We start from the raw sequence: 11,311 nt of genomic DNA on the forward strand, positions 1-11,311 counted from the left end.
TTAGCGCTCCCCACCAATGACAGGCAGTGCCTGTGTATCTTTCCAAATAGACTGATTAATTTGTGATAATGCGTCTTTAGCCATCACTTGGCTCGGCTCGATACCTAGACTGAGGCTTTCTGCTTCAACTGCTCTTTGCCATGCATCTTTTAGTAATTGCACCTTACGCAAACGAATATCTTGCAACTGTAATGTCGCCTGCTGAACATCGGTTAAGGCAAACTTACCTGCTGTAAAACCTTGTAAAGTTTTTTGCTGGACTTGAATAGCAAGTGGAATCTGAGACTGATCAACCTGCTTAAACTGCAACTGCAAACCTTGCAACTCAGTTAGTAATGTATTGATCTCAAGTATATTTTGTTTGGTGTAAAAATCTTTTTGCCGCTCAAGTTGCTGCTGTTTTGCTTGTGCAATCTGAACACCATATTGATTTCGATTGAAAATATTTAATGGTATAGATACACCAAGTGACAACTGACTATCTGTGCCTGCTTCAGGGCTACGACTGTTGGTTACCCCTAAGTTAACGCTAGGATTTGGTCGCGCCTGTGCCTTAAGCGCATTCACGGTTGCTTTGGACTCTAGTACATTGAGTTGACGTGATTTTTCTGCCAAGTTCTCTTGTAAATACTGCTGAACTTGTTTTTCAGTCGAGTTAGGCCAAAGGTTCTGTACATTTAAACCAATATTGATGGTTTTATCGGCCTCACCCCACAAATTACTCAGTTGCTGAGTTGCCACCTGTAACTGTAAATCTGCTTGCTGATATAAACGTAAATTTTCAGCATGGCTCATACGCACACGATCCACCTCGACCTGTGCAATACTGCCAGCACGATAACGCTTTTCAATAGCAGTCAGGTTCTCCTGACTCACCTTTAACTGCTCCATCACCACATCGCGTTCTAATTCTAAGATCGCTAATTGCGACCACAGATACTTCACTACCAAGTCAACCTGACCTTGGTAAATACGCTGATTAAGCTCGGCTTGGCTCTGTGCAATTTGGGCAAGTTGCTGATTGGCACGACGTTGACCAAATACATCGAGTTCCTGTGAAATGCCCACTGTAAGCTCTTTGTCTTTGCCTGAACTAAAACCTTTTTGCTCTACAGAAAGACTCGGGTTTTGCCAGAGTTTGGTTTGTTTCAAGTTTGCTTCAGCGATTTGTTGCTGGGTTTGCCATAAACCTTGGCTCTGCTGATAACTTTGTACCCGAGAAATCGCCTGTTCCAGCGTTAAATTTGTGCTTTTATCCTGTGCCCAAGTGGTATTGGCCAAACTGAGCAAGACTGCGACAGCAAGAGATTGAACCCCTTTCACACAGTGTTTTTTAGATGTTTGCCAATACTGGCTTGCAGAGAATGGCCCTGCATTGAATAATATTTTTGACATGATAATGCCTCACTAAGTTAAACAAAGTGGTGAGCATTTTGCGCGGCCTCACCTACAGCGAGGCGTATTCAGGTGGCGGGTTTTGAGAGACCAGTAAGGGGGATTTGTACAAATTATTCCAGACGACATTCCCCAAGTGCGTGTCATAACCTGCATTGGGTCGAATCGAATCGGTGGAAGGTTCCACCACAATAAAGTGTGCAAAAGAAGGGAGATGATCATGATGATCATCGAGAAAGCCGGAGATATTGTTTGAGTTATTCGACTGAGTTAAGTCAGCCTGAACCGACTGCTTATTTTGCTGAGTAGAGGGTGCTTCACACATTTTAGACTGATGATGACCAAAATGTTGGATACTGACATTCTGCGTATTTTTTTCGTGCAAACAAAAACCTGCCGCCACGTTCCAAATTGCTTGAAACATGAAAAGTGACAACAAACTAATTAAAAAAATACGAGATTTCCGCACACGTCATCCCAACCGAATTTGCTGCCGAGTATAACAATACTCGTTTGGGTAATAAAATTACATTCATGACATAAATAGCGTTTTTATTTTGATCACTACAAAACAGCTACATTTACCCAAGCGTTTCAATTTTCGGATCAAAGTCATCTAATAAACCAAAAAAATCCCCTTAAATTAAGGGGATATCTCTTATTACTTTGACTTAAGCCTGTTTTACCGAAATTCGAAGCTCTTTGGGTAAACTAAACGTAATATTTTCTTCACGCCCTTGTAGTTCTTTAGGTGCTTCAGCTCCCCACGATTGCAAACGCTGTAAAACCCTTAAAATTAAAATTTCAGGTGCTGATGCACCGGCAGTAACGCCAATTTTATCATCAGGTTTAAACCAATCTTGTTGAAGCTCTTCAGCATTATCAATTAAATAAGCTGACTTACCCATGCGTTCTGCCAACTCACGTAAACGATTTGAGTTTGAAGAGTTCGGTGAACCAACCACCAAAACCACATCACATTGATCAGCCAAATCTCTTACCGCATCTTGGCGGTTTTGAGTGGCATAGCAAATATCATCTTTACGTGGGCCTTGAATATTTGGAAATTTAGTGCGTAACGCATCAATCACCTTAGCCGTATCATCTATTGATAAGGTGGTTTGTGTAACGAAAGCAACTCGATCAGGATGTTCAACTTGTAATGCGGCTACATCTTGTTCGTCTTCAACCAAATAAATATGACCACCATTTTTTTTGTCATATTGTCCCATCGTCCCTTCAACTTCTGGGTGACCATGGTGACCAATCAAAATCGCTTCGATACCTTCACGTGCATATTTGGTCACTTCGATATGAACTTTGGTCACCAAAGGACATGTAGCATCAAAAACTTTTAAACCACGTTGCTCCGCTTCAAGCTGTACAGCTTTAGATACGCCATGCGCACTAAAGATCACAATATTATCGTCTGGAACTTCGTTGAGTTCATCGACAAAAATCGCTCCACGCTGTCTCAAATCATCCACCACAAATTTATTGTGAACGACTTCGTGACGCACATAGATCGGTGGGTTAAAACACTCCAATGCACGATTCACAATGGCAATCGCACGATCTACACCAGCACAGAAACCACGTGGATTTGCTAGTACAATTTTCATAAGGGCCTCTATGCACTATATAAAACAAGTATTTTATTTAATAAAATTGTGAACAAAACGGAAGTTGCTATTTTGTTTAATTCGCGTCTGCTCTAAAATAGCGACGATATTTTATCATATCAGGAAAAATATCATGTCGGGTCTCTTGTTTGTCGTTTCCGCAGCCTCAGGAACAGGCAAGACATCATTGGTAAAAGCTTTACTTGAACGTGTAAGCAACTTACATGTGTCAGTATCGCATACCACTCGCCCTCAACGTCCTGGCGAATTAGATGGTGTTCATTACCATTTCACTGAGAAGGAACACTTCTTAGCTCAAGTCGAACAAGGTGGTTTTATTGAGTATGCCGAAGTATTCGGTAACTATTATGGAACATCACAAGCTACAGTAAAAGAGCAACTCGCCAAAGGACACGACGTTTTACTCGAAATTGATTGGCAAGGTGCGACTCAAGTCCGTAAATTATTTCCTGAATCTGAGCAAATCTTCATTCTCCCACCGAGTCAGTTCGATTTACGCCAGCGCTTGTCCAATCGCGGTACCGATTCTGTTGAAGTCATTGAACATCGTTTAAGCTGTGCAGTTGAAGATATGCAGCAGTATGTTAATTTTGACTACATCATCATCAATGATGACTTCAATAAAGCGTTACACGAATTAGAAGCAGTGATTAATGCCAACCGTTTAAAACTTGATCAACAAGCAGAACGTCATCAAAAGCTGATTCAACAATTAATTACACCACAGCCATGAATCAACTTGAGTCTGAGCTCAAAGCATTTTATACTGCTCGGTCTGTTTAAACATATTTTGCATAAACGAGAATTCTTATGGCACGCGTAACCGTTGAAGATTGTTTGGACCACGTAGACAACCGCTTTGAGCTTGTACTGGTTGCAAGCAAACGTGCGCGTCAGTTGGCACGTCAAGGTATTGAACCTACTGTTGAATGGGATAACGACAAACCTACAGTCGTATCTCTTCGTGAAATCGCGGCAGGTCATGTCAGCAAAGATATCTTGAAGCAACGTGACCAAGATTATCAAACTTCAAGTTTAGATCTAGCGCTTTCTGCGAACAACCTTAACCTTGAAGGCTTTACATTTTAATTTGTAATTTTCAGCCTAAAAGAGGCCTAGTTCTTTAACTAGGCTTTTTTTATTCATTAAAGCCTTGTTATTCATTAGACAAAAAACATTTTTTTTGTTAAAAAATTATAGTGGTTGTAGTGAAAAAATTGAAAAGCCAAGTAATATGTTTTTCATCTATCTATTGAAAAGTTTATTACCCAATTGAATAGGTGTTCCATGTCAGGCGAATTGTACAGTCAAGCAAAGCGACAGCTTAATCTTATCATTGAAGCCTATCTCAGCGCGGAAGATGTTGAGAGAGTCCTTGCTGCCTGCGACTATGCAGATCTTGCTCACACTGGCGTTACGCGTAAAAGTGGCGAACCCTATGTACTGCATCCAATTGCAGTCAGTTGTATTTTGGCGCATATGCGTCTTGATGCTGAAACTTTGATGGCAGCTTTACTGCATGATGTCATTGAAGATACCGAATATACCAAAGAAGATATCACCCAGTTATTTAGCAAAACCGTTGCCGAATTGGTCGATGGTGTCACCAAACTCAGCCAATCCAGCGATAAAGCCTATAATAAAGCTGCTTCATTCCGAAAAATTCTGCAATCGACCTTACAAGACCCTCGCGTCATTATTATTAAATTAGCTGACCGCTATCATAATATGACGACCTTAGAATCATTACGCCCAGACAAGCGTGCCCGCATTGCTCAAGAAACTTTTGATATTTTTGTACCCATGGCACGTTTAGTGGGTATGAATGAGATGGCCGATAATCTCGAACACCTCTGTTACCAAAATCTTGATCTTGATCTATTTAGCAATATTCAAGATGCACTGGCCCAAACTAAGCCTGAACGCTGTAAATACCAAACTGATTGGGAACAAAATCTTGCGGACTTGCTACATACATATAGCATTCAAGGCCGTATTAAGAAGAAAAACAACAATATTGAACTGATTCGACACTTCATTAAAAATGATATTAATCTACAAGAATTGACGCACAGTCATGCCTTTGAAATTATTTTACTCAATATTGCAGACTGCGATAGGTTAGTGACAGCACTTCGTGACAACTTCCAAGTATTGCACTATGAAGATCATATCCGCCGACCATTACCTGGTGGAAACCAGTCTTTACACCTAAAACTTAAAGGTGAAAAAACCTATTTGTCACTCACCATTCAAACTGAGCTCATGCGTAAAGCAGCACGGTTTGGTGTGGTTCTGGGTGAAAATGCGCCTCAAGCCTGTCGCTCAGCGATTCAGGCCTCTATGCAAAACCTCAATGTTTTGATTGACAGCGCCTGTGCCAAAACAACCTTTAACGATTTACTTGATTATTTACACCAAGAAAAAATTTGGGTGTACACCCCTCATGGTCAATTGCATGAATTACCACAAGGTGCAACTGCTGTAGATTTTGCATATTCAGCCAGTTTATTTTTAGGCAACCATGCAGTAGGCGCTAAAATCGATGGTGAAATCAAACCGCTATCGACACCTTTAGTCAGTGGTCAGGTCATTGAAGTCATAACTGATGTACTTGCCACACCAAACCCTGATTGGCTCAGCTTTGTAAATACACAAAAAGCCCGCCGCGCCTTACAAAATATTTTAAAAGATCAAGATATTGAAGAGCAACGCTTGGTCGGTCGCCAAGCACTTAATCGTGCCCTTAAATTATTTAATCTCTCTGTAGAGGATCTCTCTGCAGAAGACTGGAAAGATCTGCTTGAATGGCGTCATATTGCTGACAAAGAAACACTATTCCAGCAAATTGCGGTAGGAGACTTATTGCCGCAATTAGTTGCAAACCATCTGTTTTCACAAGACTTTAGCGAAGAACAAATCCATTCAAATCGTTTGATTCAGGGAACTGATGGCGTAGATGTTAAATATGCACATTGTTGTAACCCTATTTTAGGTGATCCAATACAAGGGCATATATCACGTCGTGGTTTGATTGTGCATCGTGAGCGTTGTCATAACTTATTGCACGAACAACATTTGCACCCAGAAAATATTATGGCTTTAAACTGGACTTCTGAGAAAGTCGATGATGTCAGTTTTACCGCCTATCTCTGTTTCGATATTTTACTCAACGATGAGCAAATCTCTGACCTGATCTACCAATGCCGTAAATCAAAAACAGGGGTTGAAATGGTACAGCCTCATGACAATAAAACTTATGTAAATATCGTAGTCAACGACCGTAATCATATTGCACAAATCATCCGTGAATTACGTATGCATTTCGGTTTTCCTCGTATTTCTCGTTTGAGTACACCCGTAACATTGCCTAGTATTCCACAGGCTTGCTAAAGACAAATACTGAATTAAGGCTATCTTGCAGCTCAAGTTTGCCTTATGATGAGATTTAGTTCATACAGGAGAAATCAATGTCCCGCCAAGTTATTCATACTGAAAATGCACCTGCCGCGATCGGAACGTATTCACAAGCTATCCTTGTTGGCAATACCCTTTATCTCTCAGGTCAGATTGGTTTAGATCCATATAGCATGGAATTGGTTGATGGCATTGAAGCACAAATCCGTCGTGTATTTGATAATATTAAAGCTGTATGTGAAGCAGCTGGTGGTTCGCTTGCTGACTTTGCCAAGCTCAACATTTTCCTGACTGACCTTTCGCATTTCCAATTGGTCAACCAAATTATGGGTGAATACTTTGCCCAACCTTACCCTGCGCGTGCTGCACTTGGTGTTGCAAGCTTACCTAAAGGTGCACTTGTTGAGATGGACGGTATCGTCATTATCTCCGAGTAAGCTCTTGACTGTGTGCGCAAAAAAAATACGACCAACAAGGTCGTATTTTTATATGTAGCTTTTTTAGCTGATCGGTAATTCGTTGTGATTAACATATGTTAAACCACTGAAGGGCTTAAACCTTTACGCAACTGTGATGGGCTGTAGCCGTAAAACTGCTTAAAACGCGTACTAAAATGACTCGCTGAGTTAAAACCACAGTTCAATGCAATCTCAGTTAAATCAGCAGTCCGCCCCAACACTAAAGCATGTGCCTTCTTCAGACGTTGTTGTAAAACATATTGATGTGGAGACAGCCCTGTCGATTGCTTAAACATATGCGCAAAATGATATTCACTTAATTCAACTTGCTGAGCCAAATCAGCAATAGTTAGCGGTAAATGTAGATGTTGCTCAATCCATTGCTGTAATAGTTTCAGACGATATGGTGCAAGGCCGCCTTTGACTGTCGGCAACTGCCATTGCACATTGCTATAACGCTGCAACAGATGATTTAACAATAACGTCGCTGTACTACTCAACTGCAACTGGCTGCTGTGATCATGCCAATCACAATTCAACAAAAAATGTCGATATAACAAACTAATCTGGGGATCAGTGGTAAAATTTTGCTCATCTAGCACGATTGAGCTTGGCTCTTTATCCCAAATCTTTACTGCAACATCACGCAGATGTTGATCGGTATAATACAAGTGCACAAAACTCAAATCACCACGAATGTCCCAAGTGGACTCTTGGCCTTCAGGCATCAAACAAAAACGATCTGGTGCACCACCATTTTTCCAACCTTGCGGTGTCTTCCGATAGCTTTCATATCCACCCTCAACGTATAAACTTAAAGTATGATGATTACTACAGACACTGACCCGATCATGATGGTTTTGCCAAGCAGCCATTTGCATATCAGAACCCAGCTTTACCGTGTCTAAAAGCTGTGCCTTATGCAGCTGAAGTTGTTCGATAGTCTGATAGTTCATAAGAACAGCCAAAAAGGGGGACGAATTTTTATAACAGTTTAACCATTTTTCAGATCGGCTACAAAAAAACCAAGTAATAAACCGCAAGATTATGTAAGTTCCAGCGGTTTTATATAAGCAACTATCGCGATAAAGTCTCACACTATCCTGCTTTAATACAAATAAGGAGGATAAAATGAATAGCCTTTTATATGCCGCTGTAGTATTCATCTGGGGAACCACGTGGATTGCGATTGCAGCACAGCACGGGGAAATTAGCCCTGTTGTTGGCGTATTATGGCGCTTCGGTATGGCTGCGGCTGTTCTCTTTATTGCTCTTTTATTATTTAAAAAATTAAAACCGTTAACTCGGCGTGATCACGCATTTTGTGCGCTTCAAGGTCTCTGCATTTTCGGGGTAAATTTTGTCTGCTTCTATACTGCCGTAGCTTATATTAATAGCGGTTTAGAATCGGTCATTTTTTCAATGGCTGTTTTATTTAATGCCCTCAATAGCCGAATTTTCTTTAAACAACGTATATCGGCAAATTTTCTTCCTGCAGCAGTACTTGGTTTACTGGGGATGCTCGCATTGTTCTGGCATGATCTGACGGCAACTCAACTCCAGTGGCAAACTTTCTTTGCAATTGCTTTATGTACCTTTGGAACTTACTGCTTCTCATTGGGTAATATGATCAGCCTACGACATAAGCAACAAGGTAGCGACCTACTCAGTACAACGGCCTATGCCATGTTATATGGGGCAGTATTTATGGGAATCATTGCATTATTGCGTGGTGAAAGCCTAGTTCCACACATGTCGATTGTTGGTTGGTCAGCAGTCATGTACTTATCATTGATTGGTTCAGTTGCAGGCTTTACCATTTATTTTGTTTTAATCTCTCGTATAGGAGCAGGCCCTGCAGCATATAGTACCTTGCTCTTCCCGCTGGTGGCTTTAAGCATTTCTACGGTTTGGGAAGGCTATGTCTGGACAACTGCTGCGGTTCTGGGGGTGATTTTGATTTTGCTGGGTAATTATATTTTATTTAGTCCACCGCAGTTTTTAAACAAGATGCTGCAAAAGCCAAATCCCTCTTAACTACGCTTTGGCAAAGGCAGGCATGCCTTTGCCTGACATAGACAAGATGGGTGTGAACTGTTAACGCATCTAAACTACACCTGTCCATCAGGCGGCATAAAATCTGGTAGAAAGCCAACGTTCTTGCAGCTTGATCGGATGAAGTATCAAATTGCTTTTGCACAACAAAGCAATGAAACTGAGGAGAAATCTCTCCCCTTTTTCCAATAGAGTCGATCTGGAATAGACAGTGAATTTTTGATTTAACTTTTAGCGTGTGTTCCATACTTATCAATCATGATCGAACTGGCTTGATTTAAGCCACGTACAGTCACATTCACACCATTTTTTTTGAATTTATTGACCACAGAATCAAGCATAGCAACCGATGTTACATCCCAAATATGAGAATGCGTTAAGTCAATAATGACATCCCGAGCAGTTTCCTGAAACTCAAAACATTGCATGAACTTTTCTGAAGAACTAAAGAAAATTTGACCTTTTAAATCATATAAACGAGCATCCCCCTCAAAAGAAGCAATAACCTGAATATCATTTTCTAGTTTATTGGCTAAAAACAAAGCTGACAGTAATACCCCAGTGAGTACACCCAATGCCAGATTATGTGTAGCGACAACTACAATTACAGTAGCAACCATCACAACATTACTGCTTTTAGGGTTACTTCTAAACTGAGTCAATGAACTCCATTCAAAAGTGCTGATAGACACCATAATCATCACTGCAACCAATGCAGCCATTGGAATAACCTTGAGCCAATCACTGATAAAAATCACCAGAATCAGTAGAAAAATCCCCGCTGAAAAAGTTGATAATCGAGTTAACCCTCCTGATTTCACATTAATCATCGATTGCCCAATCATGGCACAACCCGCCATTCCCCCCATAAATCCAGACGCGATATTGGCGATGCCTTGACCTTTACATTCCTGATATTTATTACTTGGTGTGTCCGTCATTTCATCCACAATAGTTGCAGTCATCATCGACTCAAGTAAACCTACAGCTGCCAAGGCAAAGGAGTAAGGTAAAAGAATAATCAATGTCTCAAGATTCAAAGGAATATTCGGAATTAAAAAGACTGGAAGCGTGTCAGGCAAAGACCCCATATCCCCCACAGTCCGCACATCCATGTTGAAAGTCATTGCCAGTAGACCAATCACAATAATACAGACCAAAGGAGATGGCAGTAGTTTTCCCAGTTTTGGAATGAGCGGAAATAGATAAATAATCGCTAAACCGAAAGCTACCAAGGCATATACATGCCAGCTCACATGCGTCAGTTCAGGTAACTGAGCCATAAAAATTAAGATAGCTAAAGCATTTACAAAGCCAATGACCACGGATTTGGATACAAAGCGCATTAACTTAGCAAGCTTTAAATAACCAGCCAATATCTGAATCATCCCTGTCAAAATTGTGGCTGCGAGTAAATACTCTAGTCCATGTTCTTTGACCAAGGTGACCATGAGTAGTGCCATCGCCCCTGTCGCTGCTGAAATCATCCCTGGACGACCACCGACGAAAGAAATCACAACAGCAATACAGAAGGATGCATATAGCCCTACTTTAGGATCTACACCAGCAATAATTGAGAAAGCGATCGCTTCAGGAATAAGTGCAAGACCGACGACTAATCCGGCAAGTACATCTCCACGGATGTTAGAGAACCATTGTTCTCGTACATTAGATAACATAAACATAGCCTGTTTTTTAATTTTTGAGATAAGCTAGTGATGTGATATATACAACACATAAGACTACACCACACCACTAGAAAGTGATGAGTTATTTACGAATATATGGGGTAAATAAACTTAAGGTGGCGTAAGTGTCATAAATTAATTTGCTTGATCTTATGGAAACATCAGGACAAGAATAACAGCTCAGGATTCTTCTATCTACCCTCACCTTACTTGAGAACTTGATCACTGCGCTTTTAACACAGCTAAAATCTTCAAAAAAATGAGTAAAACATAGCAGTAAAAATTGAAATATTTTTTTGTTTTTTAAGTCATTATTGCTCAACAAGTGTTTAAACTCTTTCTATTACTTAACCATTAGATTTTTTCTATGAAAATATATCGCTATCTCACAGGAAAGGACGATTCAAGTTTTTGTGCACGAGTCACCCAAGCACTCAATGAAGGATATGAACTCTATGGATCACCGACTATGACTTTCAATGGTACAGATGTGATTGTCGGACAAGCGATCACGAAGGATGTTGAAAATGAAAGCGATATTCCTGAAGCTTTAAAAAAGACTTCGGAAGCATGAAAAAACCCGACAATTTTGTCGGGTTCTTTAAATCATAACAATACTAATGTTTAAGCAGCTGCTTGACGTTGGTCAATAGGC

The 11,311-nt window shown here is 40.5% G+C and carries 11 protein-coding genes; 6 read left to right on the plus strand and 5 right to left on the minus strand.

The annotated features are described in order from the left end of the window. The 3 genes from Aru01_RS12480 to ispH all read right to left on the minus strand — a co-directional run bounded on the left by Aru01_RS12480 (position 1) and on the right by ispH (position 3,017). Positions 1-1,395, minus strand: coding sequence for a TolC family protein (locus Aru01_RS12480; RefSeq protein WP_016654796.1), 1,395 nt, complete (start codon positions 1,393-1,395; stop codon positions 1-3). Between the two features lie 52 nt (positions 1,396-1,447). Beyond that, complete coding sequence (locus tag Aru01_RS12485; protein WP_155757913.1) at positions 1,448-1,864, minus strand: cation efflux protein, CzcI-like; 417 nt, start codon at positions 1,862-1,864, stop codon at positions 1,448-1,450. A gap of 202 nt (positions 1,865-2,066) precedes the next feature. After that, entirely contained in the window at positions 2,067-3,017 is a 951-nt protein-coding gene (gene ispH, locus Aru01_RS12490; RefSeq protein ID WP_016654794.1) for a 4-hydroxy-3-methylbut-2-enyl diphosphate reductase, read from the minus strand. Positions 3,018-3,150: 133 nt separating this feature from the next. Between ispH and gmk the strand changes: the two genes are divergently transcribed. The 4 genes from gmk (at position 3,151) to ridA (ending at position 6,892) form a co-directional block, all read left to right on the plus strand. Continuing rightward, positions 3,151-3,771 carry a guanylate kinase gene (gene gmk / locus Aru01_RS12495; protein ID WP_016654793.1) on the plus strand — a complete coding sequence of 207 codons (621 nt, stop codon included), beginning with the start codon at positions 3,151-3,153 and terminating at the stop codon, positions 3,769-3,771. Between the two features lie 77 nt (positions 3,772-3,848). Next, positions 3,849-4,127, plus strand: a complete 279-nt coding sequence (gene rpoZ, locus Aru01_RS12500; RefSeq protein ID WP_016654792.1) for a DNA-directed RNA polymerase subunit omega — start codon at positions 3,849-3,851, stop codon at positions 4,125-4,127. A gap of 198 nt (positions 4,128-4,325) precedes the next feature. After that, on the plus strand, positions 4,326-6,431 hold the full coding sequence (locus tag Aru01_RS12505; protein WP_016654791.1) for a RelA/SpoT family protein: 2,106 nt from the start codon (positions 4,326-4,328) through the stop codon (positions 6,429-6,431). 77 nt (positions 6,432-6,508) lie between these two features. After that, positions 6,509-6,892 (plus strand): deaminase RidA, encoded by a 384-nt coding sequence (gene ridA / locus Aru01_RS12510; protein ID WP_016654790.1) that lies wholly within the window; start codon positions 6,509-6,511, stop codon positions 6,890-6,892. Positions 6,893-6,990: 98 nt separating this feature from the next. On the opposite strand, the gene Aru01_RS12515 is transcribed toward ridA, so the two are convergent. Next, positions 6,991-7,869: an AraC family transcriptional regulator gene (locus tag Aru01_RS12515; RefSeq protein WP_016654789.1), complete on the minus strand. Its 879-nt coding sequence runs from the start codon at positions 7,867-7,869 to the stop codon at positions 6,991-6,993. A gap of 175 nt (positions 7,870-8,044) precedes the next feature. Here Aru01_RS12515 and Aru01_RS12520 point away from each other — a divergent pair, with 175 nt between their 5' ends. Then, the gene (locus tag Aru01_RS12520; RefSeq protein ID WP_016654788.1) at positions 8,045-8,950 is read left to right on the plus strand and encodes a DMT family transporter; all 906 of its coding nucleotides are present in this window, start codon (positions 8,045-8,047) and stop codon (positions 8,948-8,950) included. A 242-nt stretch (positions 8,951-9,192) separates the two neighbouring features. Here Aru01_RS12520 and Aru01_RS12525 read toward each other — a convergent pair whose 3' ends face one another. Then, the gene (locus Aru01_RS12525) at positions 9,193-10,647 is read right to left on the minus strand and encodes a SulP family inorganic anion transporter (RefSeq protein ID WP_016654787.1); all 1,455 of its coding nucleotides are present in this window, start codon (positions 10,645-10,647) and stop codon (positions 9,193-9,195) included. A gap of 376 nt (positions 10,648-11,023) precedes the next feature. Here Aru01_RS12525 and Aru01_RS12530 point away from each other — a divergent pair, with 376 nt between their 5' ends. Then, the gene (locus Aru01_RS12530) at positions 11,024-11,230 is read left to right on the plus strand and encodes a DUF1737 domain-containing protein (protein ID WP_016654786.1); all 207 of its coding nucleotides are present in this window, start codon (positions 11,024-11,026) and stop codon (positions 11,228-11,230) included. The last annotated feature ends 81 nt before the right edge of the window (positions 11,231-11,311 follow it).

Origin of the sequence: Acinetobacter rudis (assembly GCF_000829675.1) — a bacterium.
Lineage (GTDB): Bacteria > Pseudomonadota > Gammaproteobacteria > Pseudomonadales > Moraxellaceae > Acinetobacter > Acinetobacter rudis.

What these genes read in the sequence shown, in the direction of transcription:
- ispH (WP_016654794.1), bottom strand. Translation starts at nt 3,017, where the DNA reads ATGAAAATTGTACTAGCAAATCCACGTGGTTTCTGTGCTGGTGTAGAT.
- Aru01_RS12525 (WP_016654787.1), bottom strand. Translation starts at nt 10,647, where the DNA reads ATGTTATCTAATGTACGAGAACAATGGTTCTCTAACATCCGTGGAGAT.
- Aru01_RS12520 (WP_016654788.1), top strand. Translation starts at nt 8,045, where the DNA reads ATGAATAGCCTTTTATATGCCGCTGTAGTATTCATCTGGGGAACCACG.
- rpoZ (WP_016654792.1), top strand. Translation starts at nt 3,849, where the DNA reads ATGGCACGCGTAACCGTTGAAGATTGTTTGGACCACGTAGACAACCGC.
- Aru01_RS12505 (WP_016654791.1), top strand. Translation starts at nt 4,326, where the DNA reads ATGTCAGGCGAATTGTACAGTCAAGCAAAGCGACAGCTTAATCTTATC.
- Aru01_RS12530 (WP_016654786.1), top strand. Translation starts at nt 11,024, where the DNA reads ATGAAAATATATCGCTATCTCACAGGAAAGGACGATTCAAGTTTTTGT.
- Aru01_RS12480 (WP_016654796.1), bottom strand. Translation starts at nt 1,395, where the DNA reads ATGTCAAAAATATTATTCAATGCAGGGCCATTCTCTGCAAGCCAGTAT.
- Aru01_RS12515 (WP_016654789.1), bottom strand. Translation starts at nt 7,869, where the DNA reads ATGAACTATCAGACTATCGAACAACTTCAGCTGCATAAGGCACAGCTT.
- gmk (WP_016654793.1), top strand. Translation starts at nt 3,151, where the DNA reads ATGTCGGGTCTCTTGTTTGTCGTTTCCGCAGCCTCAGGAACAGGCAAG.
- ridA (WP_016654790.1), top strand. Translation starts at nt 6,509, where the DNA reads ATGTCCCGCCAAGTTATTCATACTGAAAATGCACCTGCCGCGATCGGA.